This is a genomic window from Actinomyces wuliandei (genome assembly GCF_004010955.1).
Taxonomy (GTDB): Bacteria; Actinomycetota; Actinomycetes; order Actinomycetales; family Actinomycetaceae; genus Actinomyces; species Actinomyces wuliandei.
On sequence record NZ_CP025227.1, the window covers coordinates 1639826 to 1661426 of the forward strand.

The 21601-nt window shown below is 67.9% G+C and carries 22 protein-coding genes and 1 tRNA gene; 10 read left to right on the forward strand and 13 right to left on the reverse strand.

Annotated features, from left to right (window positions below; all coding sequences use genetic code 11):
* Nucleotides 1–61: 61 nt before the first annotated feature.
* A complete protein-coding gene (locus tag CWS50_RS06725) occupies nucleotides 62–469 on the reverse strand; it encodes a DUF3052 domain-containing protein (protein WP_127842163.1) in 408 nt (135 codons plus the stop codon).
* A 449-nt stretch (nucleotides 470–918) separates the two neighbouring features.
* On the opposite strand from CWS50_RS06725, the gene aceE reads away from it, so the two are divergent.
* The 7 genes from aceE (at nucleotide 919) to CWS50_RS06760 (ending at nucleotide 8409) form a co-directional block, all read left to right on the forward strand.
* Nucleotides 919–3678 (forward strand): pyruvate dehydrogenase (acetyl-transferring), homodimeric type, encoded by a 2760-nt coding sequence (aceE, locus tag CWS50_RS06730; protein WP_127842164.1) that lies wholly within the window; start codon nucleotides 919–921, stop codon nucleotides 3676–3678.
* 300 nt (nucleotides 3679–3978) lie between these two features.
* Nucleotides 3979–5235, forward strand: coding sequence for a PucR family transcriptional regulator (locus CWS50_RS06735; protein WP_127842165.1), 1257 nt, complete (start codon nucleotides 3979–3981; stop codon nucleotides 5233–5235).
* Between the two features lie 157 nt (nucleotides 5236–5392).
* Nucleotides 5393–5650 carry an acyl carrier protein gene (locus CWS50_RS06740; protein ID WP_127842166.1) on the forward strand — a complete coding sequence of 86 codons (258 nt, stop codon included), beginning with the start codon at nucleotides 5393–5395 and terminating at the stop codon, nucleotides 5648–5650.
* Between the two features lie 29 nt (nucleotides 5651–5679).
* Nucleotides 5680–7017, forward strand: a complete 1338-nt coding sequence (locus tag CWS50_RS06745; RefSeq protein WP_206610383.1) for a beta-ketoacyl-[acyl-carrier-protein] synthase family protein — start codon at nucleotides 5680–5682, stop codon at nucleotides 7015–7017.
* 9 nt (nucleotides 7018–7026) lie between these two features.
* Nucleotides 7027–7572, forward strand: coding sequence for a hypothetical protein (locus CWS50_RS06750; RefSeq protein WP_243118212.1), 546 nt, complete (start codon nucleotides 7027–7029; stop codon nucleotides 7570–7572).
* A gap of 91 nt (nucleotides 7573–7663) precedes the next feature.
* Nucleotides 7664–7735: transfer RNA gene (locus CWS50_RS06755), tRNA-Asn, on the forward strand.
* Nucleotides 7736–8160: 425 nt separating this feature from the next.
* A complete protein-coding gene (locus tag CWS50_RS06760; RefSeq protein ID WP_127842168.1) occupies nucleotides 8161–8409 on the forward strand; it encodes a MerR family transcriptional regulator in 249 nt (82 codons plus the stop codon).
* Between the two features lie 53 nt (nucleotides 8410–8462).
* On the opposite strand, the gene CWS50_RS06765 is transcribed toward CWS50_RS06760, so the two are convergent.
* From CWS50_RS06765 to CWS50_RS12950, 4 genes are all read right to left on the reverse strand, one after another.
* On the reverse strand, nucleotides 8463–8831 hold the full coding sequence (locus CWS50_RS06765; protein WP_127842169.1) for a hypothetical protein: 369 nt from the start codon (nucleotides 8829–8831) through the stop codon (nucleotides 8463–8465).
* 234 nt (nucleotides 8832–9065) lie between these two features.
* The gene (locus CWS50_RS06770; RefSeq protein WP_127842170.1) at nucleotides 9066–9473 is read right to left on the reverse strand and encodes a hypothetical protein; all 408 of its coding nucleotides are present in this window, start codon (nucleotides 9471–9473) and stop codon (nucleotides 9066–9068) included.
* Nucleotides 9443–9736: a hypothetical protein gene (locus tag CWS50_RS06775; RefSeq protein ID WP_127842171.1), complete on the reverse strand. Its 294-nt coding sequence runs from the start codon at nucleotides 9734–9736 to the stop codon at nucleotides 9443–9445. Before CWS50_RS06775 ends, CWS50_RS06770 begins: the two co-directional genes overlap by 31 nt.
* A gap of 114 nt (nucleotides 9737–9850) precedes the next feature.
* Nucleotides 9851–10021 carry a hypothetical protein gene (locus CWS50_RS12950; RefSeq protein ID WP_164860095.1) on the reverse strand — a complete coding sequence of 57 codons (171 nt, stop codon included), beginning with the start codon at nucleotides 10019–10021 and terminating at the stop codon, nucleotides 9851–9853.
* Nucleotides 10022–10110: 89 nt separating this feature from the next.
* Here CWS50_RS12950 and CWS50_RS13810 point away from each other — a divergent pair, with 89 nt between their 5' ends.
* The gene (locus tag CWS50_RS13810) at nucleotides 10111–10245 is read left to right on the forward strand and encodes a hypothetical protein (RefSeq protein ID WP_279221948.1); all 135 of its coding nucleotides are present in this window, start codon (nucleotides 10111–10113) and stop codon (nucleotides 10243–10245) included.
* A gap of 77 nt (nucleotides 10246–10322) precedes the next feature.
* Here the strand turns inward: CWS50_RS13810 and CWS50_RS06780 are convergent, their stop codons facing one another.
* From CWS50_RS06780 to CWS50_RS06800, 5 genes are all read right to left on the reverse strand, one after another.
* The gene (locus tag CWS50_RS06780) at nucleotides 10323–10571 is read right to left on the reverse strand and encodes a hypothetical protein (protein WP_243118213.1); all 249 of its coding nucleotides are present in this window, start codon (nucleotides 10569–10571) and stop codon (nucleotides 10323–10325) included.
* Nucleotides 10572–10575: 4 nt separating this feature from the next.
* On the reverse strand, nucleotides 10576–11298 hold the full coding sequence (locus tag CWS50_RS06785) for a RelA/SpoT domain-containing protein (protein WP_127842173.1): 723 nt from the start codon (nucleotides 11296–11298) through the stop codon (nucleotides 10576–10578).
* A 46-nt stretch (nucleotides 11299–11344) separates the two neighbouring features.
* The gene (locus CWS50_RS13200) at nucleotides 11345–12070 is read right to left on the reverse strand and encodes a BRO-N domain-containing protein (RefSeq protein ID WP_206610384.1); all 726 of its coding nucleotides are present in this window, start codon (nucleotides 12068–12070) and stop codon (nucleotides 11345–11347) included.
* Between the two features lie 280 nt (nucleotides 12071–12350).
* Entirely contained in the window at nucleotides 12351–13811 is a 1461-nt protein-coding gene (locus tag CWS50_RS06795) for an SNIPE associated domain-containing protein (protein ID WP_243118214.1), read from the reverse strand.
* Nucleotides 13812–14443: 632 nt separating this feature from the next.
* Nucleotides 14444–15133, reverse strand: coding sequence for a tyrosine-type recombinase/integrase (locus tag CWS50_RS06800; RefSeq protein WP_206610385.1), 690 nt, complete (start codon nucleotides 15131–15133; stop codon nucleotides 14444–14446).
* A 279-nt stretch (nucleotides 15134–15412) separates the two neighbouring features.
* Here CWS50_RS06800 and def point away from each other — a divergent pair, with 279 nt between their 5' ends.
* Nucleotides 15413–15904, forward strand: coding sequence for a peptide deformylase (gene def / locus CWS50_RS06805; protein WP_127842174.1), 492 nt, complete (start codon nucleotides 15413–15415; stop codon nucleotides 15902–15904).
* 115 nt (nucleotides 15905–16019) lie between these two features.
* On the opposite strand, the gene CWS50_RS06810 is transcribed toward def, so the two are convergent.
* The 3 genes from CWS50_RS06810 to CWS50_RS06820 all read right to left on the reverse strand — a co-directional run bounded on the left by CWS50_RS06810 (nucleotide 16020) and on the right by CWS50_RS06820 (nucleotide 20164).
* Nucleotides 16020–16520: a DUF3145 domain-containing protein gene (locus CWS50_RS06810; protein ID WP_127842175.1), complete on the reverse strand. Its 501-nt coding sequence runs from the start codon at nucleotides 16518–16520 to the stop codon at nucleotides 16020–16022.
* Between the two features lie 164 nt (nucleotides 16521–16684).
* The gene (gene dnaG / locus CWS50_RS06815; RefSeq protein ID WP_127842176.1) at nucleotides 16685–18709 is read right to left on the reverse strand and encodes a DNA primase; all 2025 of its coding nucleotides are present in this window, start codon (nucleotides 18707–18709) and stop codon (nucleotides 16685–16687) included.
* A 108-nt stretch (nucleotides 18710–18817) separates the two neighbouring features.
* Nucleotides 18818–20164, reverse strand: a complete 1347-nt coding sequence (locus tag CWS50_RS06820) for a deoxyguanosinetriphosphate triphosphohydrolase (RefSeq protein ID WP_127842177.1) — start codon at nucleotides 20162–20164, stop codon at nucleotides 18818–18820.
* A gap of 209 nt (nucleotides 20165–20373) precedes the next feature.
* On the opposite strand from CWS50_RS06820, the gene CWS50_RS06825 reads away from it, so the two are divergent.
* Entirely contained in the window at nucleotides 20374–21600 is a 1227-nt protein-coding gene (locus CWS50_RS06825; protein WP_127842178.1) for an alpha-amylase family protein, read from the forward strand.
* Nucleotide 21601: the final 1 nt, after the last annotated feature.

Genomic DNA, 21601 nt, shown 5'->3' on the forward strand with positions numbered 1-21601 from the left:
AGGAGACCCGCCAGCCCGCCCAGCCGCAGCCACAGGACCACGCGCAGGGCGGACTACCCGGTCAGCGCCTGCGAGTCGTGATCCTGGTCCCGCTCCAGCGCTCACCCATGGAGGCCGTTGACGTTGCGTGCAGGCCGGCAGTGGCAGCCGCCTCCTCGACCTCAGAGGCTGGCACCGCCCCCCTCGTGCGAGCCTTGGGAGTCAGCACCCAGATCAGCCCGGCTCCCTCCTCAAGATTCGCCTTGGCGTCCACAAGGAGGTCGGTCAGGTCGTCAACGTCGCCGTCCTCCTGCCTCCACCACACAAGCGCCGCGTCAGCGACGTCCTCGTAGTCCTCATCGACCAGCGTCACGCCAGTCTCGGCCTCGACCACCTCGCGCAGTGCCAGGTCGACGTCGTCGTCATAGCCGAACTCCTGCACAACGAGACCGGAGGCGAAGCCGAAAACCCCGCCCGCTGTAGTCACCACTTACCGACACCGTCCTTCCCGGATATCTGCACCCCGGGTCGGGTACAGCGGAACAAGCCCACCTCACCGAGGCCCGCGACGCAAGCGGAACACGCACACCCCCGTCCTCCCACCCACCTCTCCCGCACCCCCGCGTCCGTGCCGCCACCCCGCCCCGGCACATCGCGTCACTCACCACCTGCGCGCACCGGTGACGCACCCGTGCCCCTCCCAGCAACTCGCTAGTAGTGGGACACATCATACGCAAGAGGGGACCTTCATCCTTCCTCTGCCCACCAACAGCCCACCAGGACCGCAGATTGACGTAGATTAGATGTGTCAACCGGGTACCAGGCACAGCGGCGCACGGTACCGGCCCCATGCTGGGTACGGAGACGCGGGGAAGGTGCAGCCCCTGCACCCGCACCGCCCTGCCGACCTGCCGCACCGACGCGAGGAAGAAGGATCACGTGAGCCCCTCCAGCGACTCCACGCCACTTATTGACGGTCTCCTGACCAAGGTCACCGACAACGACCCCGAGGAGACACGTGAGTGGCGCGAGTCCCTCGACGCCCTGATCGCGGAGAAAGGGGGGCCACGAACGAGGTTCGTGCTGCTGTCTATGCTGGCGGAGGCACGCCAGAAGAACGTCACCGTGCCGACGCAGCTGACGACCCCCTACGTGAACACCATCAGCGTCACTGACGAGCCCTACTTCCCCGGGGACGAGGACCTTGAGCGCACCTACCGCCGCTGGCTGCGCTGGAACGCAGCCGTCATGGTGACCCGGGCGCAGCGGCCAGGTGTGGGGGTTGGTGGCCACATCTCCTCCTACGCCTCCACCGCCACGCTCTACGAGGTCGGCTTCAACCACTTCTTCCGCGGGAAGGACCACCCCGGAGGCGGTGACCACGTCTTCTTCCAGGGCCACGCCTCTCCCGGGAACTATGCCAGGGCCTTCATTGAGGGACGGCTGAGCGAGGCGGACCTTGACGGCTTCCGACAGGAGGTCTCGCACCCAGCACGTGGCAACGGCCGCGGCCTGCCCTCCTACCCGCACCCCCGTCGCATGGAGGACTTCTGGGAGTTCCCCACAGTGTCCATGGGCCTGGGCCCCGCAGAGGCCATCTACCAGGCCTGGTTCGACAAGTACCTGTCCGGCTCAGGCATCAAGGACACCTCCGCCCAGCACACCTGGGCCTTCCTCGGCGACGGCGAGATGGACGAGCCGGAGTCCCGGGGCATGCTCCAGCTCGCGGCCTCCCAGCAGCTGGACAACCTGACCTTTGTCATCAACTGCAACTTGCAGCGCCTGGACGGGCCCGTGCGCGGCAACGGGAAGATCATCCAGGAGTTGGAAGCCTTCTTCAAGGGAGCCGGGTGGAACGTCATCAAGGTGATCTGGGGGCGCGGCTGGGACCAGCTGCTCGCTGCCGACAAGGACCACGCCCTGGAGCACCTCATGATGGAGACCCTTGACGGCGACTACCAGACCTTCAAGGCCAACGACGGCGCCTATGTGCGTGAGCACTTCTTTGGTCGCGACCCTCGTACCGCTTCACTCGTCAAGGACTGGACAGACGACCAGATCTGGGCGCTACAGCGCGGGGGAAACGACTACCGCAAGATGTACGCGGCGTACAAGGCCGCCACCGAGCACAAGGGCCAGCCCACGGTGATCCTGGCGCACACTGTCAAGGGCTACATGCTCGGGAGCCACTTCGCCGGCCGCAACGCCACCCACCAGATGAAGAAACTGGGGATCAACGACCTCAAGGGACTGCGCGACCGCCTCCACATCCCGTTCACTGACGCCCAGCTGGAGGCGGACCCCACGTTCCCGCCGTACTACCGCCCTGCGGACGATGACCCTGCGCTGCTCTACATGCTTGAGCGCCGCCGCCAGCTCGGGGGGTTCCTCCCCGAGCGCAGGGACGCGGGCACCGAGCTGGAGCTGCCGGGAGACAAGCCCTACGAGATCCTCAGGTCAGGGTCGGGCAAGCAGGAGGTCGCCACCACCATGGCCTTCGTGCGCCTGCTCAAGGAGCTCATCAAGGACAAGGGCATCGGGCGCCGCCTGGTTCCCATCGTCCCGGACGAGTCACGCACCTTCGGCCTGGAGTCGTTGTTCCCCACGAAGAAGATCTTCAACACCCAGGGACAGAACTACACCCCGGTTGACGCGGACATGATGCTGTCCTACCGAGAGTCCTCCTCCGGCCAGCTGATGCACACCGGCATTAACGAGGCCGGCTCGGCAGCGCTGTTCCAGGTTGTCGGCACCAGCTACGCCACCCACGGCCAGCCGATGATCCCGGTCTACATCTTCTACTCCATGTTCGGCTTCCAGCGCACCGGCGACCAGTTCTGGGCTGCCGGCGACCAGCTGGCCCGCGGTTTCATCATCGGGGCCACAGCAGGGCGCACCACGTTGACCGGCGAGGGCACCCAGCACATGGACGGGCACTCACCCCTGATCTCGGCAACAAACGAGGCGGTTGTCACCTACGACCCGGGATACGCCTATGAGATCCGTCATATCGTGCGTGACGCTCTGGAGCGCTGGTACGGCCCCGACTCTGGACGCAACCGTGACGTCATGTACTACCTGACGGTCTACAACGAGCCGATCCACCAGCCAGCCGAGCCTGAGGACGTCGATGTCGAGGGCATTCTCCGCGGCATCCACCGCCTGGAGCCGGCTCCCGAGGGCGAGGGACCCGAGGTCCAGCTGCTCGCCTCCGGAGTGGGACTGCCCTGGATCGAGGAGGCGCGGCACCTGCTGCTCGAGGACTGGGGAGTCAGGGCAGCAACCTGGTCGGTCACCAGCTGGAACGAGCTGCGCCGCGACGCCCTGGCAGCCGACAGGCACAACCTGCTGCACCCGCAGGACCAGCCACGCATACCGTTCCTGACCTCGCGGCTCGCCGACTGCCCAGGTCCGGTGGTCGCCACCAGCGACTACGACCAGCTGGTTCCTGACCAGGTTCGGGCGTGGGTACCAGGTAGCTACTACACCCTGGGTGCTGATGGCTTCGGCTTCTCCGACACGCGCTCGGCAGCCCGCAGGTACTACCTTATCGACGCCCAGTCCGTGGTTGTCAGGGCTCTACAGGCTCTTGTCGAGCAAGGAAGCCTGGACCGGTCGGTCCTGGGCGAGGCCACGTCTCGCTACGCCCTGAGCGACGTCAACGCAGGCTCCTCCGGCAACCAGGGCGGAGAGGCCTGACCGGGTGGGGTCCTGGAGGACGCCCACGTCGCGCTCCAGGACCCCACCCGGACGTCCCGACCAGCGTGCCACCAGGACGAGCACCAGAACCGACCCACTCCCCCAACCGGACCCGTACCCGGATAGAGGCTCCCAGACGCGAGCATCAAGCTACAGCCTCGTTACATGAGGGAATGTACACTTACCTTGCAGGACTTTTGTCGCTATCCTCGGGAAAGGCTGGGGCTTCGTGGTCCATCGCACGCCATGCCCAAGAGATCTTCCCGTGATTCACTGGATTTTGTCGGTACCATCCCAGTCATGGATGAGTTGAGCACTCCGGCAGTGTCTGCGCTGCGCCAGGCGCAGGACACACTTATCGAGCACTCACTGGACCGCATTAGCTCCGCTCACGATTTCTACAGAACACTGCCTGAGGCTGACCGCGAGCAGATTGCCGCAGTGGCACGGCTGGGCGTCACCATGTTCGTGGACTCCGTCGAGAGCCCGGCGGCACCGTCGACACCCTCCCAGATCTTCTCTGTGGCGCCAGCAGCGCTGACCGGCGTCATCACGCTGGAGCAGACCCTGGCCCTGGTGCGCACCGTCCTGGACGTGGTCGTCGACGAGGCTCCTCAGGCCGTCCCGGAGGAGGACCATGACATGGTCCGCATCTTCGTGCTCTCCTTCGGACGTGACGTCGGCTTTGCCGCTGCAGAGGTCTATGCCCGGGCGGCTGAGGCTCGCGGGGCCTGGGACGCCCGCCTGGAGTCAGTAGCAGTGGACTCCATGCTTCATGACGCCCCCGAGGACGCCGCTACGCGTGCCGGGACTGCGGGATGGAACGGCACCGGTCCTGTGGCTGCGGTTGCTGCGCGAACCACGCTGGATGCCCTGGGCGTCTCCCGCCTGCGCAACGAGTGCCGCAACCTTGCCAACGACTGCCTCGTGTCCGTTCGAGGAGACTCGGTCCTTATCGTGCTGGGCGGCGAGCCCGACAGCTCGGAGCCTTCTGCGGCTTCTGTGCCCCCGCCCGCAACCAAGACGACCAAAAACGGCTCTGGCAAGGGGGCAGCCAGGCGGTCACGCGCCTCCTCCTCGGAGCTGCTCATCGACCAGGCGGCGATGCAGGTAGCCGCAGGCCTAGGTGGTTCAGCGGTGGTCGGCACGGTGGTGCCTGGCATCGGCCACGCCGGCAGGTCCCTGCGGTCCGCGCTGGCTGGGCTTCGGTCCCTGGCGGGCTGGAGAGAGGCACCCAACCCTGTCCGTGCTGACGACCTCCTCCCGGAACGGATCCTGGCCGGGGACGAGTTCGCTGCCGAGCAGATTCTCAGTCTTGTCCATGCTCCGCTGCACGAAATGGGTGACCCCTTTGAGAGCACCGTCGCCACCTACCTGGCACTGGGACGAAGCCTGGAGGCTACCGCGCGCAGCCTCTTTGTCCACGCCAACACGGTGCGCTACCGGCTGGGAAGGGTCAGCGAGCAGGTGGGGTGGGACGCCACTGACGCCAGAGACGGCCTGATGCTGCACATGGCCATCATTGTCGGACGTCTTAGAGAGAACCGAGAGATCTGACGGCAGCACCGCGACCTACGACAGCACCACACGGCGGCAGCGGCGTTACAGGTGTCGCTGCCGCTACACTGCTGCTGCACCCACGACGTGCTGCCCGGTACGAGCATAGGGTCCCCCCGTACCCGGGCCGCCGTAGCCGTACCTGAAGGAGCCTCTGGTGTCAGACAGCCGCACCGGCAGCGACGACGACATCCTTGCTGCCGTCATTGAGATCGTCAGCGAGGAGGCGGGCCTGGCCGCCTCCCAGATCACCCGGGACAGCCGGTTTGACGACCTTGACATCGACTCCCTGGGGCTGCTGACCGTCGCGACGCAGGTGGAGGAGCGCTTCGAAGTCACCATTGAGGACTCCGTCATCCCGACACTGCCTACTGTCGGTGCCCTGGCGGACCTCGTGGTCCGCCAGCGGGGCTGACCGTGCGGGCAGTGGGAGAGCACGGGCACGTGCCTCCCGGACGACCACCGCAGGCTGACGGACATGAGGAGGTCGTCGTCACCGGCCTGGGTACGGTAAGCTCCCTGGGCGGCGACGTCGCGTCCACCTGGAGGGCTCTGCGCGCCTCGCGCTGCGGTGTACGTATCCTGCAGGACGACTGGGCTGAGGAGCTCGGACTGCCTGTCCGCATGGGTGCCCCACTGGCAGCAGACATCGCTCCCCTGCTCACGGCCAGGGAACGACGCCGACTGGACCGGGCCTCCCAGTGCGCCCTCCTGGCTGCGCGCGAGGCCTGGGAGCAGGCCTGCGCCCCCCGTGTGGCAGCTGAGCGCCTGGCGGTGTCTCTCGCCCCGGGCATAGGACCTGTGCTCTCAGTCATGGACACCTGGGACACGCTTCGCTCCAGGGGGCCTCGCCGGGTAGCCCCTACCGCAGTGCCCGCACTCATGCCCAACGCACCTGCCGCGACAGTCGGTATCGAGCTCGGTGCTGCCGCAGGCGTCCACTCCCCCGTGTCCGCGTGCGCCTCCGGAGCAGAGGCCATCGCCTACGGAGCCGACCTTGTTCGTCTAGGACGCGCGGACGTCGTCGTCGCTGGTGGTACGGACGCGGCCCTGCACCCTATGACAGTAGCAGCCTTTGCGGCTATGAGGGCGCTGTCAACCCGCAACGAGGAGCCGCTCACCGCCTCCAGGCCCTTCGCCCCCGACCGGGACGGCTTTGTCCTCAGCGAAGGGGCGGGGGTGCTCGTCCTGGAGTCGGGTGAACACGCTCGTGGCCGAGGAGCTCCTGTGCTGGCTGTCCTGTCCGGTGCGGGCGTGACCGCAGACGCCTTTGACGTCGCGCGTCCTGAGCCCGGTGGCACCCAGCAGGAACAGGCGCTGCGCCGCGCGCTGGAGGACGCAGGCCTGAGCCCCGACCAGGTAGGGCACGTCAACGCCCACGCGACCTCCACCCCGGCGGGGGACGCGGTCGAGGCAGAGGTCCTGTCGCGGACGGTACCGCAGGCAGCCGTCAGCGCCACTAAGTCAGCCACCGGCCACCCGCTGGGGGGCGCTGGCGGTCTGGAGGCCGTGCTGACCGTCATGGCCCTGGTGACCCAGTGGGCACCCCCGACCCTGCTGCCTGCGGGCATAGACCCACAGATTGCCATGACAGGCCTGGACGTCGTCGGTCCTGCCGGACGCCCCCTGAGAGAGGTAGATGCCGCTGTCAGTACCTCTTTCGGGTTCGGGGGGCACAACGTCGCCCTGGTCTTCTCCCGTGACGCCGCTACAACGGGGGAGGTCCGCACCCCGACTCCGTGGCCTCCTAGCACCCAGGGCGGCGACAGGGCCAGCCGGTAGCCTGTGCCCATGCGACTTCGACGGAGTCCTCGCCGCAGCAGGATGCCGACCTCCCTCGCCGCACAGCTAGGCCAGCGCCGCCTGGCGGAGACCCCTGTCTCCCAGGACGGTTCCTGCTGGGCCGTGGTGACTGCCTACCACCTTGTCATCGTGTCCCTGGACAGCCAACCCCACCGCCTCCCGTGGGACCAAGTCGAGCACGGCTCCTGGAATGCCGAGGAGCGGGTGTTTCGCCTGCGCCGCACGGGGCGGCAGGACGAGCTGGTGCTGCAGGTCCCAGGCGGGCTGCACCAGGAGGGCCGCTACATTCCGGTCGACGTGACAGCCTTCGCGCGGGCACTGCGCCAACGTGTCGAGGCTGCCCTCGTGCACAGCGCCGTCATCACCCTGCCCAGTGGGCAGGCGGCCTCCGCAAGCGTGCGGCGTGATGCCACCGGCACCCTGTACTCGGTGACCAGCCCCCCACTCCACCAGGTGGCAGGCACTGCGGACGAGGCAGCCCTGCGGGAGCTGGAGCGACAGACGCGCAGTACTGTGGGACTACCCACAAACTAGGCGCCACAGGCCAGCCTGTGGCCTTTCTCCTCCTCTCGGGCTCGACGACGCAGGCGGGACGCTGCTAGAGTTCCACCCGCGTGAGACGCATTCCCGCGTAGCTCAATGGCAGAGCATCCGACTGTTAATCGGACGGTTGCTGGTTCGAGTCCAGCCGCGGGAGCCCGCCCGAGCCCTGGCCCGCACTGGCCGGGGCTCCGTCGTCCCCGGGGCCGGGCTGGCGCCCGGTCATCAGCCACAGCAGGTCCACCCCCGTGCGCCCGGCGATCTTCTGCATCATGCCTGGGTAGTCGCGCGGCACCCTCTCGCGCAGCTCCCACTCCCGCCACGAGTTCTGCGGGATCGCGCAGGCCAGGGCGGCCTCCTTCATGTTCCACCCGAACCGCTGGCGCACGAGAGCGAGTCGTGCGCCCAGCGTCTGGTCGTCCGGAATCCACGGTGTGGTGTCTGGAGCGGTACTCATGGCACGAGTATCGCACATAGCGCGCATGACGCGCAACAGATCCACGATTGCGACACCAATCATGACATGCATCACATTGACGATTTGCGTTTGACGCTACTCGCAGCACCAGGAATGATCGACTCATGCCTACAGAACTTGGGTACTACACGACTAGTGAGGTTGCTCGTCAGGCGGGCCTCGGCCCCCAGGCCGTCCGCGCATGGGTGAAGAAAGGCTGGATCTGTCCAGCCATGTCCACCGCTGGCGGCCACTACCGATTCGACCCTGCCGAGGTCGCCAGGGTCCTCTCCCCTGGACCCACCTCCGCCTCCGCCTCCCCCTCTTCTGACCGCTCCTCCGCGCTCGCGGGCTCCCCTGAGGGGGTGGCGTGATGCCGTGGGTGCACGTTGACGACGAGATGGCCTCAGCCGCTGGCCCTGGCGCCTCAGACGTCGGGCTGGTCGATGATGTTGTCGTCCGCGTCGAGGGTGACGCCTCCGTGCCGCTCAACCTGGTCGCGGACGGCGGCGGCCACGGCGGTGAGGGTGTCACCGTCATAGTGCGCTCCGGCCGAGTAGGAGGCTGTGAGCCTGGTGCCGGGCGGCATGATGACGGTGGCCCAGGAGCGTCCGCTGACGGGGTCGGCGGCCCCGGAGAGGTAGACGGTCTCCTGCATGGACAGGCTGTAGCGGAAGACGGCGTCGATGGCGGCGCACAGGGCTACGTTGTCGGTGGCCCAGCAGTGCTCACGGTCGTGGCTGCGCACGATCAGCCGTGCCGCCTTGTTGTCGAGGTGCCCGGTGCTCCTCGGCATGGAGACTCCTCCTCGGTAGGGGGTGACGGTGCCGCAGCCCATGGTGCGGTGCCGGTGGTTGGTGGTTCTTCCGACCCTACCGAGGAGGCCCCCTCCTCCCCTGCCGACGGTGGGGAGGAGGCGTGATGGCGCAGACTTGTTTGGAGCTGCGGACTGCTGACGGCTCCCTGCTTCCCCTGGCGACCGAACCGGTCACGATCACGATCCAGCCAAGTGGCGTCGCTGTTGCTCGTGTCAGCGTTTACATGGAGGTCTTGGAGGGATCTCTCCTGACCATTTGTCCTGAGTCCCGTCAGGACGACGCCAGGTGATGACGATGACTCGATCAGTTCCCGGGCCTAGGTACACGAAGGATTTTCTTGAGTGCCCGTCGATGTCAGCGGGGAAGGCATCACCCTTGGAGAGGCAGATCGCTTTCGGAGCCTCAATGTCTACGGCATGCACGGTGCTGCCGCTCTCATTGACCACCGCGTACCTGTCTCCTGTGACGTGCTCCACCCGCCAGGGCGGGGTCGCCTGCGAGGCCGTTGCCTGCTCATCGACCTGCTTGGCAATCTGCTCGATCGCGGCGGCAGATCGGGAAGATGCCTCGGCTTGCTCCTGGACCGCTTTCAGTGTCGCCTCAGCCCGGGTTTGCGCCACTCGTGCTTCGTTACGGGCATGCCGGGACAGGTTGGATCTGACGACAGGTGGGCTGTGCCCATCGGCCTGCCCACCAGCCCGCCCCCGGTGGCGCACACCGCCGCCGTGACCGACATGGTCTGCCGTGCCAGGACGTTCATGGACGAGGGGGGCACGTCCCTGGTGTGGGACGCCACCCGCAGGGGGCCGGGCCTGTCACCCACCCCGGTCCACTCCACCACCACGACGCCGATGCCGATCACGTGCTCCCACCTGGTGGGCATGCTCCTCGCCGGGTGGGAGTACCAGTCCACCACCTACGTCCAGGACGTCAACGAGCGGACCGGCTGGTACTCACCCCTGGAGGTGGAGCCCGTCCGGGCGCCGATCTGGCAGGCTCACAGGTGCGCGCACCACTTCTGGAGGCGCGGCCGCCTCTGGCTGGTCGAGGACACCACCACCCTGCGCACCGGGGACGTCCTGTTCTTCTCCCAGCACGACCCCGAGTCCACGTGGGAGCGGGTACGGGCGCGCAGCCTGCGCCCGTACTTCGGCAACGTGTACCACACGGCGATCTACCTCGGCGGCGGAGACATACTCCAGTCCACGGGGCCGTCCTCGCCCACCGGCGTGTGGGAGGCCGTCCTCGCCCACCGGCGTGTGGGAGGCCGACCTCGACTCCCTGGCCCCGACCCTGGCGTGGGCCGCCCGCCCCGAGTGGATACCACCCGAGCACACCAGCCTGTCCGTCCTCACCGACGGCCTGGAGTCCCCCGTCACCACCACCCTGTAGACCCACCACACACGAGAGTGCCCCACCACCCGGACGGGTGCTGGGGCACTTCTTCTGCTTACAGGACGCGGTTGGTGTCAGATGGTGCTGAGCTCGTGGATCTGGTCGAGCAGCCGCTTCCTGGCTCCGGGAAAGTAGGTGCTGTGGGTGACCTTGACGGTCTCCAGGGAGTCAGCCCCCACCAGCACGATGTTCATCTGCGGCCGGTCGTGGTACTCGATCTCAGCCGCCCGGTACGCGGTGGTCGCAGCGTCGACGTCCTGGCCGAACTCCTGGTGGATGAGCTCGTCACGGTCACGGTCGTAGATGAGCAGGAACTGCTTCATATGGTCAGTCCTGGCTGCCACGGTCCTCCTCCTTCTCCACAAGAGCCGCTATCTGGCTGCTCAGGTCATCCAGCCTCCGCTGGTCCTCGCTGCTCGGTGGCTCGTTGCGCTCAAGAGCAATGTACACCCTGGAGAGCACGCGCGCGTAGTCCTGCACGAGAGAGACACCGTCCTGCTTGTAGTTGGCACCCAGGACACTGCTGAAGTCCTCCACGAGCTGAGCCCACTGGTGCATGGCCTGGGTGCGCAGCTGGATCTCGATGAGCCGCCCGTCCTGCACAACGATGATGTGCAGTGCCCGGTAGCCGGACTCACGTGGCCTGGACACGTAGTCGTCGCGGTCCTTCACCTCCCACCGCTCACAGACCAGCGCCTCCAGGCGGCGCAGCTCCTCAAGGCTGTCCGAGCCCAGGACGACACGGCACCCGCCGATGTCCTGCATGCGCGACAGGTCAATCCCGCTCTCACGCACAGTGATCTTGTCCACGATGGTCTGCATGCGCTTGAGGCGCTGGGAGACCTCACCGTCAACGGCGTACTCCTTCAGTATGGCTGCCAGGGTGCTGTAGACGGCCTTCAGGGGACCGGAGAACGACCGCCGGTACGCGTCAACCACCGCCCGCGCCTGCTCAGCCTCCTCCTCCGTGGCCCTGCCCTGCTGGTACCGGCGCAGAGTAGAACCTGCCTTGCGAGCCTTGCTCTTGGAAGGGACAGAGTCGTGTGTCATCAGGTCTCCTACAGGCTGCTCTGGATCATCTCAGGCTGCCGCTGGTTCACGCCACGGCGGGACCACGCTGGTGCGCACCATCTCCTCCAGCACGGCCACGCACCCGCGCTCGCGGGTCGAGGGGCTGGTGGAGGCGAGCATGTGGTGGGCGGCGCCGACGAGGGCGTCGCGTACTGCGGTGGCGGCCCAGTAGCGGTCTACGTGGCCGTGGGTTCAGGTCACGGTGTGGGCGGGGCGCCCGCCCCTGGAGCGGATGGAGGCAGCCGGTGCCGTCGGGTGTGCGGTACATGATCTCGTCGGTGAACCGCTGGCCGTGGGTGTCGGTGCCGGTGACGATGAGCAGGTCCCAGGTGGCGGGCAGGTAGGTGGACGGCCTGGGTACTTCGATCTGCTCGCTGCGGGCGGGCTCCTCCTCGGCGTGGGCGGGCCTGGTGGTGGTCTGGTAGGCGCCGGTGCGGCGCAGCTGTGGGAGCACCTCGTGGGTCACCCACCTGCGGAACGCCTTCGCCTCGGGGCGGCGGCTGCGCAGGATGAGGGTGTACAGGCCAGCCTCGGAGATGATGGCGACTTCATGGGAGCTAGTGGGGGTCTCCATAGTATGGAGACCCCTCTCGTCGTCGTCGAGGCGGCTGAGCGAGGAGTGGATGTTGGACAGGTTCAGGACGTCTCCGACGTCGGAGGCGAGGAACCACGTGGCGCCTTCGCTGTCGATGAGGGTGCGCACGGTGTAGTCGTGGTAGGTGAACGGGGTGACGGTGGTTGACGCGGTCATGGCGTCTGGTCCTTCCTAGTTGAGCGCCCTTCTACAGGCGTGCAGGGATGGCGGCGCTGCCACGAGGGGGTGCGGCGACGCCGGGAGGTTAGAAGGGCCGCAACTAGTCGGCTGCCACCTGTTCCCCACATGGGGTCTTGTATTCAGTGGCCCTCCCGGCCTTGACGGCCGCAGTAAAGCGCCGCCCGTACGTGGGCGGTGATCCGCTAGTTGTCGGCGCTTCTAAACACCGCAGGTAACGACAGCAGACTCGGGGTGTGCTCGCTCCTGCTGGTGCGGCTCATGGCGCCTCGCCGAGAGTAGCGGCCGTCTTGTCGGTCGTGCTGGCGGCGATGTGGAGGCTCTGGCGGTACTGGTCGGCGGCTGGTTCCTCGGTGAACTCCAGGAGGTTGCCCGCGATCTCCTTGAGAGCGTCGCGGACCTCGGCTGGGGTGGCGTAGAAGAACTCGCGTCGTGTGTTGACGCGGTTGACCCGCTTGTCCGCGAAGTAGCGGTGGAGGCGGTTCTCGACGTCAACGGCGTCCTCGGAGAAGAACAGGGCGTGGACATCGAAGCCGAAGGGGACCGAGGCGTCGCCGAGCTCCTTGACCCGGTCCATGGGGTCCACCCGCCGTGTCATGCCGATCTTGACCATGCGCTCCCCGAAGGAGCCGATGTTGGAGATGACGTAGACGTACCCGGCCCGGATGTTGGCCACCCGGTAGTCAACGTCGTTGATGCCCTTCTCGATGGAGACGAGCTGCTCCTGGAGGCGGGCGGCTTCCTCCTCGTTGCCCTGGGTCTCCACGACCTTGAGCACGTTGAGGTAATGCTGCTTCTCCTTCTCCAGGCGCTCGCGCTCGGCCTCAAGCTCGCGCTCGGCCTTGGCCTGCTCGCGCATCTCTGCCCTGTGCTCGCGCTCGATCTCTCGTTCGAGCTTCTTGGCCTTGAGGTGGTCCACAGCGAGCCTGAGCTCGCGCAGGCGCAGCTCGATGTACTCGGGGCTGATCTCGGTGCCGGAGTCCTTCCCCAGCTTGGCGATGGCCTCGGCCGCCTTGTGGATCTTGCCGACGCTGGTCTCGTAGTTGGCGGCTGTGGCGGAGGTTATGATGTTCTGCACCTCAGCGTTGAAGGCCCGCAGGACCAGGCGGGCGGTGTCCTTGGCCTGTCTCTGGCGGGAGGTCTTCGTCCGGGGCTCCTCGGTGGCGTCGAGGCGGGTCACGACGGACTGGGAGCGGACGAGGGCGGAGACCCGCTTGCGGACGCTGGCCAGCTCCACGCCCAGGGCGATGGAGTCCCCAGCGGGGTGGTCGAACATCTCCAGGCCCGCCTCCTCCTCCAGCACCCTGATCCTCAGTGGGCGGATCTGCTCCTGGAGGTCATCCTTCTCCTTCTTGAGCCGCTCGACCGTGTCCTGGTGGTTCCGTTTGATGATCTCAGCCTTCTGGCTGAGTTCTCTGAGGACGTCCTCGTGGTCTCGCTCGGCTTCGGCCTTCTTCTCTTCGTAGATGTGCTTAAGGGCCTCGATAGTCTCCTTCTGGGCCTGGATCTCGTCGCGGCCGTCCTGGATCTGCTTGCGGACCTTGTCCAGCTCGGTGTCGTGCTTCCAGACCTCTCGGCCACCGTGGGTGTCGAAGAAGGCGCGGAGGCCGTCCCGCTCGGCGGTCAGGCGGGCGATCTCCTGCTGCGCGGCGGCGTATGCCTGGTTGCCCATGGCGATCTGCTGCTCCAGGTGGATGATCCGCTTCTTGCGTCCGAACATTGGGATCTTTCCTCTGGGGGTGGGCTCGGGAGGCGCCTGGGGTGGGGCTGTCGACTGGATGGTGTCAGCGGGGGCTGGCGTCGGTACCACAGGGCGGCTTAGAGGCACCGAGGCGTCTGGTTGGTTCTGGGGCTGTGATGCTGGCTGCTCGGCTGGCCTGGCACTTATGGTCGGTACTGGCGCCTCCTGCTTGCGAGGCTGCTTCGGCTGTCGGCTCCTGGGGAGGACCACGATGCGTCTCTCCTTGAGCCTGCGGCCCCACCAGATAAGACCCGCCCCTGCTGCTATGAGCAGCAGCCCGCCTGGTAGGGGGTTGCCGTCCTCGGGGTCGTAGTTTCCAACGGCGCCGCGGCAGGCGGCCAGCGCTCCTAGCACGACTAGTACCCAGCCGACGACGGTGCGGCGGGTCCCCTTCCACCTGGCGCCTGGGGGCAGCTCGGGTGGTGGGTATGGCTGGCCGGTCTGTCGCGGTTCAGGCGGCTGGGGATTAGGAGCGGGGGGGAGGGGATGTCACGGCGGCCTCGCTGTGGAAGTTAGGGATCTTGGCGTGAGAAGTCTGCCACCACGCGAGGCGGCGCGTGACCGTATGTGTGGTCTGTAATCGTCCTGCAACGGGGCAGGGCTATGCGCTGCTATGCGGCTGCGGTGACGGCGTTGCGTAGGGCGTCGTCGGGCAGGCGGACGTAGCGCTGGGTGGTCTCGGGGCGGGCGTGGCCCAGGACGGCGCCCACGGACAGGAGGTCGCGGGTGCCTGCGAACATCTTGGTGGCGCACCTGTGTCTCAGGGTGTGGGCGGTCCACCCTGGTGGGAGGGCTCGGCTGACGAGCTTGCAGACCCAGCCGGGGCTGACGTGGCCGTCCACCTTCCCGGGGAAGAGCCAGCCCTGGGCCTGGTGCAGGAGCGCGCGCAGGTCGTCTCGGACGACGGGCACGTAGCGCTGCCTGCCGCCCTTGCCGGTCACGTAGAGGCCCTGTCCGTCCCAGTTGGCGGAGTGGACGGTGGCTATCTCGGCGCACCTGAGTCCTGCGTAGGCACCGAGCATGATCATGGCGCGCACCCTCGGGTCGGCGGTCTCCAGGGCATGGGCGACGACGTCCTCCGGGGTGGGGCGGGCGACTGCGGTGGGCACGGAGACGGAGGGCAGGCGCGTGGAGGGGTCCTCGTCGGTGAGGCCTTCCTCGGTGAGCCACTTGTAGAAGCTGGTGATGGCTGAGCGTACGGACTTCCTTGTCTCGGGCGCCCAGTCGCCCTCGGCGAGGACGCGTCGTAGGTCTGCGGTGGTGGCCAGGGCTGGGCCTGCGGGGAGACGTCCGGCGCTCACCTGTAGTGCTACCCCTGTGACTGCTGGTGCGTGTGTGACTTGGGGAGATTGTGGCGCTCATGAGACCTAGGTAGCAGTCAGGCTGCGGCGGGCAGCGGGACGGCCCGTCCGGGCAGCGGGACGAGCCTGGGGCACAGGGACGCCACGCCAAGGCGCCTCAGGCTGACACGCTCTTCACTTTCACCTCACTTTCACCCCACGCGCACTGCCGCCCAGCCCGACCAGGCACCGAAGCCCGCCGGATACGGGACGTCGCCGGAGTCGTGCGAGGATGTGCCCATGGCTTACCGCAACATCCGCCTGATCGGCGACCCTGTGCTACGCACCCAGTGCGACTGGATCACTGACTTTGACGCGCCAGTGAGGTCCCTGGTGGAGGACCTGCTGGAGACCGTCGACGCGGACGGGCGCGCAGGCCTGGCAGCCAACCAGATCGGTGTCAGCCTGAGGGCATTCTCCTGGAACATCGAGGGGGACATCGGCTACGTCCTCAACCCTCGGCTTGTCGAGACCTCGCAGGACAAGGACCAGGAGGGCGAGGAGGGGTGCCTGTCCGTGCCCGGCCTGTGGTACCCCACCCGGCGCGCCTGGTATGCCAAGGCTGAGGGCGTTGACCTGGGCGGCCAGAAGGTTGTGGTGGAGGGCGAGGAGCTCATGGCCCGCTGCATCCAGCACGAGCTCGACCACCTGGACGGTCACCTCTACCTGGACCGTCTGGACCGCAAGAACCGGGCGCAGGCCATGAGGGAGCTCCGCGCTCAGGGACTCTAGGCACCGCACCTCCGCCCTGCACCACCTGTGGGCTGCTCCCTGAGACGCCGGTGCCCGCTGGCCCGCAGAGGCACTGCCCCGGTTCCGGCCAGCAGCCGCCAGGGATCAGCCTGCGTCAGCCCACGCGGTGCAGCCAGCGCACCGGGGCACCCGCCCCGGCATAGCGGAACGGCTCCAGCTCATCGTCCCAGGCCTGGCCCAGGGCCAGGTCCAGCTCGCGACGCATGCGCGCCGGGTCAGCCGCATGGGTCAGGGCGGCGCGGATTCGGTCCTCCGGTACCACGACGTTGCCGTGGACGTCGGTCTGGGCGTGAAAGATCCCTAGGTCGGGAGTGTGCGACCAGCGTCCGCCGTCTGTCCCCGCACTGGCCTCCTCTGTCACCTCGTAGCGCAGGTTCGCCCAGCCTCGCAGTGCCGACGTGAGGGTCGTCCCAGTACCTACCGGGCCGGCCCAGCTGGTCTCGGCACGCATCATGCCCGGGGCGGCAGGCTGCTCCGTCCAGTCCAGGTGTACTCGTGACCCAATGACCTCAGCCGCTGCCCACTCGACGTGGGGGCACAGTGCCCTGGGCGCAGAGTGCACGAAAAGAACACCGCGGGTGTAGGCACCGATCATAAGTATCGCCTCCTTGTTGGTTCGAGATTCGCCTTCCCCAACGGTCTCGACCCAACACGGACGACGCTTGTGACTGCGCGGCGTGCGCCCCGATTATGCCTGACGGGAGGAAGACCGTCCAGTCAGCCTCCCTGCCAGGCCCGTGCCCGTGTCGTGGCTGACTCCTACGAGCCTCGTCGCACCCGCATACGCCGCTGCTCCAGGGACGTGATCTCGGCAAGGACCTCCCGGTAGCCCTCCTGATCGACCGACAGACGCCGGTGCCGCGAGCGCAGCTCAGCCAGTCGTCGGTTGATCCCCATCACCTCGACAGAGCCGAGAACCTCCCTGGCGTAACGCTGCAGGGCGTAAGAGTCCACCTCACCGTCCTTGCCCCGCACCGTGGGCAGGGGCAGGGGCACCACCGCCAGCTCGGTGAGCGCAGCATCGACAAGTCCTACGGCGCCAGCCCGGACCTGCTCGATCCAACGCAACGTGGCGCGGTGGACAGCCTGCCCAGCCGCCAGGCCCGCCTGCCGAGCCCGCTCCTCCAGCACCAGGGCCTCGGCGGTGCCGCCGGCGGCCTCTACTGCCTCGTAGACCGCCTTGTGAGTGGGCTGGCTGAAGGAGTCCGCACCGATGCCGTCGGCACCGGCACCGGCTGCGGCCTGAGGCTGCTGGACAATGAACGCCAGGGCCTCTCGCTCAAGACGCTCCACAGGGTCGCTGACTGGCGGCAGCCCCCGGCCGAAGGACGCGGCGTCACGGGAGGATGCCCGCGCGTCCGTCTGCTGGCTGTCGGCCCGCCACTGCCGGGTGCTCCTGGGCGGTCGCTGTCTCTCCGCCGCCTGGACGGCGTGCACCACCTCGTCGTCGGGCAGTCCCAGCCATCCTGCCAGCCTCCGCGTGTACTCACGCCGCAGCGCGTGGTCCCGGATACCCGCGACCACGGGAGCGGCAGCACGCAACCCCCTGATCCGGCCCTCGGGAAGATCCAGGTTGAGGTCGGCCAGCGAGGCCCGGATCACGAACTCGAACAAGGGCACCCTGCGCGCCAGCAGACGTGGAATACCCTGGTCACCTTCGCGCATACGCAGGTCGCAGGGATCCGCCCCCTCCGGGTCCACGGCGACAAAGGTCTGGGTGGCGAAGCGCTGGTCCTCGGCGTAGGCGCGAAGTGCCGCCTTCTGCCCGGCAGCATCGCCGTCAAAGGTGAAGATCACCTCGCCTCCGCGGGCGGCACGCCCCTGGCCGGTCACGACACCAGCAGCCGGGTCGTCGACGTCACCTAGCAGGCGACGCACCACGCGGACGTGATCGGCGCCGAAGGCCGTGCCACAGGTGGCCACGGCGGTCGTCACCCCGGACAGGTGAGCGGCCATGACGTCGGTGTAGCCCTCGACCACGACAATCTGGTGAGACCGAGCCACCTCCCGCCTGGCCAGGTCAAGACCGTAGAGCACCTGGCTCTTGTGGAACACGGCGGTCTCAGGAGTGTTGAGGTACTTGGGTCCCTGGTCGTCCTCGGACAGACGTCGGGCTCCAAAGCCCACCGTTGCCCCGGTAATGTCCCGGACGGGCCAGACGAGCCTGCCCCGGAAGCGGTCGTAGACGCGGGAGCCGTCCTGACCACCGCGGCTGCACAGGCCGGAGTCCACCAGCTCAGCCTCGGTGTAGCCCGCCGCGCGCAGGTGACGGGCCAAGTTGTCCCAGCCAGCCGGGGCGTAACCGACCCCAAAGTGCGTCGCAGCCCGGCGGTCGAAACCACGCGCGGTAAGGAAGTCACGCCCCGCCTGGGCCTCAGCGCTCCCCAGCTGGTCCTGGAACCAGGACTCCGCCAGACGGTTGGCGTCCATGAGGCGCTGACGGGACCCAGGCTCCACGCCCCGACGCACCTGCCCCCCCTCCTCGTAGCGCAGCTGGACCCCGTACCGGTCCGCCAGGTACTCCACGGCCTCGGCAAAGCCGAGGTGGTTGATCCTCTGGACGAAGGTGATGACGTCCCCGCCCTCACCGCAGCCGAAGCAGTGCCAGTAGCCCAGCTGGGGACGCACGTGGAAGGAGGGGGTCCGCTCGTCGTGGAACGGGCACAGGCCCTTGAGCGAGCCCACCCCGGCGCTCCTGAGAGTCACGTGCTCCCCGACGACGTCCTCAACCCTGGCACGCTCCCGCACGGTGTCGATGTCCTCGCGCCTGATCAGTCCTGCCACAGGCACATCGTAGGCGAGCCGACAGCGTCCCCGCCCGGCCCCACCCCGTCCTGTGGAGGTCCGGCAAAGAGCCGGGCTGGAGTGGCACCAGGCCGGGGCAGGCCAGGATCAGGCCGGGACCTCGGAGAACATGCCGCACAGACGGGCGTGCCAGGACCGCGCCGATGTGTCCGTCAGGGAGGCGATCTGGTCCACGACCACACGCAGTCGCCCGGCGTCGTCAGCAGCCTCCTCCCACGCGGGGCGCAGGGACGGGTCCAGGGCGCTGCCGTCGCCCTCCATGAGGACCTCAGCCAGGTCGAAGATGATGGTGCGCTGGCGCAGGTAGACCGGCTCCTGCTCCCGCGGGGCCATGACGTAGCGCACCGCAGCCCCCTTGAGGACGAGAATCTCCTCAGCGGTGTCCTGGGGAATGACGAGATCGGCTCCGTACCGGGTCAGCGGCCCTTGGCCTGACTCCTCCCTGGTGGCCTGGGCCACAGCAGACACGAAGCGGCCGATGAGCTCACTGGTGAGGTTCTTCAGGCGCGCGGCGTCCGCGACCGAGCCGCTGTAGGAACCGATCCAGTACGGCTGCGAGGCCAGCCGCTCCCAGGCTGCCCCCAGGGCGTCGGCACTCACCTCGGTCCCGTACCAGGTGCGTGTGTCCTCCAGGAGGTCCTCGACCTCACCCGGGCGACGGAGACGAGCAGGGTCCATGCGTCCTAGGGCCACAGCGTCCTCCACGTCGTGGACAGAGTAGGCGACGTCGTCGGAGAGGTCCATGACCTGGGCCTCGACGCACCGACGCGTACCAGGAACGCCCTGACGCATCCAGCGAAACACCTCCAGGTCCGAGTCATAGGCACCGTACTTGCGGTACGTGCGGTCACCGTGCTGTCCTCCGCCCGGTCCCACCCCTCTGGCCCAGGGGTACTTGGCCACAGCGTCCAGGGTTGCACGTGTCAGGTTGAGGCCGACCGAGCGCCCGGCGGGACTGAGGGCCTTGGGCTCAAGACGGGTGAGGATCCTCATAGTCTGGGCGTTACCCTCGAAGCCCCCGATGCCGTCTGCGACACGGTCGAGAGCCTTCTCACCGTTGTGACCGTAAGGAGGGTGCCCCAGGTCGTGCGAGAGGCAGGCCGCGTCCACCAGGTCCGGGTCGCAGCCCAGAGCCTGCCCCAGCGCCCTCCCTACCTGGGCCACCTCCAGGGAGTGGGTCAGCCGGGTGCGTACGAAGTCGTCGGCAGCGGGTCCCAGGACCTGCGTCTTGGCTCCCAGACGCCGCAGCGCCGAGGAGTGCAGGACCCGGGCGCGGTCCCGCTCAAAGGGCGTGCGCTGCGGGTTCTTGGCCGGCTCGGGGACGAACCTCTCGACATCGTGCGTGCTGTAGCCCGCACGGGTCCCGTGCGGTTCGCCGTCCGGCTGTGGCAGGTTGCGCTCAGAGGGCTCCGGGAGAGGCAGGCAGACGGGCATGGTCACAACCTAGCGCAGCGACAGGCTAGGATAACGGGGTTCCGGGTCGCGGTGGTCTCGGGAGCGTGACGAGCCCTCACGCCCTGGCACCAGCTGTGGCACCGGCACGTTGCATCTCGCTCTGCCCCGCAGAACCGTGACAGACAGGCATTCGACGTGCCCCAGGCCGAGCCTGGACCAGAGGAACCGGACCGAAGGAGACGCCAGCGGTGACGACCACGACGACGCTCATCCACCGGCCCTACGACGGGCCGCGCCAGTGGTGGCGCCAGGCACTGGTCTACGAACTGGCCTCTCCTGGTCTGGGGGCCGCTGACCTGGAGCGCACCGGTCCCCTCCTTGACCACGTCGCCTCCCTGGGGCTGGACACGGTGCTGGTGCGCCCCAGCCTGGTCGACACAGACACCGAGGCGGACGCTGTCGCTGACTTTACCGGGCACGCCCACCAGCGCGGCATCCGGGTCCTGGCACGGGTCTCCGGCGCCCTGGGGCCGGTGACCGGGCCGCACACCCAGCACGACACCCGTATCGTCACTGGTAGGGAAACCGAGGGGGAGGACCTGCTGCGCCGTGCCGAGGCCTTCCTCGCCGCAGGTGCCGACGGCATCGACCTGGGCATGATCGCGCCCCCGGAGGTGAGGCAGGACACCGACCTGGAGGTGCTGAGCGCGTACTTCACCCTTCTGCGGCGCACGGTGACCCGCTACGTGAGCGAGGGGGTCATCGGGGCGGACGTCTCCACTGACTACCCTGACTCCCTGCGCCACCACCTGCAGGAGGACTGGGTCCACCACCTGAGGGACGACTACCTTGCCCTGGCACGCTGGGACGCCTCCTCGCTGACCTCCCACCTCAGCCGGTCCCTCAACGAGCACGACCAGTTCCAGGCACCTCCCACCTGGCGCCACCTCCCCTCGCACGCTGTGCTGGCAGAGATGGCCCCGGGGGACGGGCGGCGCTGGTACTCCGCCTCCCGGGAGGAGCGGCTGCGACGGGCCAACGCCTTGCAGACCATGATGCTGGCGCTGCCAGGCTCCATCTACCTTCGCCAGGGTGACGAGATCGCCCTGGCGGACCAGGACAAGCCCGGAAGCCCCCTTGAACTGGCTGACCTGGTCAGCCGGCAGGCGCAGCAGCAGGCCTCCCAGTTCGGCTCCCCCGTCGCCACGGTGCGCCACGCGGCCCACCTACGTCGCGAGAACGACCTGGCCGGCGCCCCGCTGGCCTTTGTCTCCGGCCTGGAGTGGTGCCCACAGCAGGCTCTCACCTTCCTGGTACGTGGGCTCCTGGTCCTGGTCAACACCTCCAGCGCCCCAGTCGTCCTGCCGCAGGAGGCACGGGTGCTCCTGGCCTCTTCCCCGCTGAGTCAGGACGAGGCAAACCTTCTTGTCCCCACCGCGACAACGACCTGGATCGAGGCCTCCACCGTGGCCTAGG

What these genes read in the sequence shown, in the direction of transcription:
- CWS50_RS06765 (WP_127842169.1), bottom strand. Translation starts at nt 8,831, where the DNA reads ATGCCGAGGAGCACCGGGCACCTCGACAACAAGGCGGCACGGCTGATC.
- CWS50_RS06775 (WP_127842171.1), bottom strand. Translation starts at nt 9,736, where the DNA reads ATGCCCACCAGGTGGGAGCACGTGATCGGCATCGGCGTCGTGGTGGTG.
- CWS50_RS06820 (WP_127842177.1), bottom strand. Translation starts at nt 20,164, where the DNA reads ATGCCCGTCTGCCTGCCTCTCCCGGAGCCCTCTGAGCGCAACCTGCCA.
- CWS50_RS06780 (WP_243118213.1), bottom strand. Translation starts at nt 10,571, where the DNA reads ATGAAGCAGTTCCTGCTCATCTACGACCGTGACCGTGACGAGCTCATC.
- CWS50_RS13200 (WP_206610384.1), bottom strand. Translation starts at nt 12,070, where the DNA reads ATGACCGCGTCAACCACCGTCACCCCGTTCACCTACCACGACTACACC.
- CWS50_RS06735 (WP_127842165.1), top strand. Translation starts at nt 3,979, where the DNA reads ATGGATGAGTTGAGCACTCCGGCAGTGTCTGCGCTGCGCCAGGCGCAG.
- CWS50_RS06810 (WP_127842175.1), bottom strand. Translation starts at nt 16,520, where the DNA reads ATGATCGGTGCCTACACCCGCGGTGTTCTTTTCGTGCACTCTGCGCCC.
- CWS50_RS06750 (WP_243118212.1), top strand. Translation starts at nt 7,027, where the DNA reads ATGCGACTTCGACGGAGTCCTCGCCGCAGCAGGATGCCGACCTCCCTC.
- CWS50_RS06760 (WP_127842168.1), top strand. Translation starts at nt 8,161, where the DNA reads ATGCCTACAGAACTTGGGTACTACACGACTAGTGAGGTTGCTCGTCAG.
- CWS50_RS06785 (WP_127842173.1), bottom strand. Translation starts at nt 11,298, where the DNA reads ATGACACACGACTCTGTCCCTTCCAAGAGCAAGGCTCGCAAGGCAGGT.
- def (WP_127842174.1), top strand. Translation starts at nt 15,413, where the DNA reads ATGGCTTACCGCAACATCCGCCTGATCGGCGACCCTGTGCTACGCACC.
- CWS50_RS06795 (WP_243118214.1), bottom strand. Translation starts at nt 13,811, where the DNA reads ATGTTCGGACGCAAGAAGCGGATCATCCACCTGGAGCAGCAGATCGCC.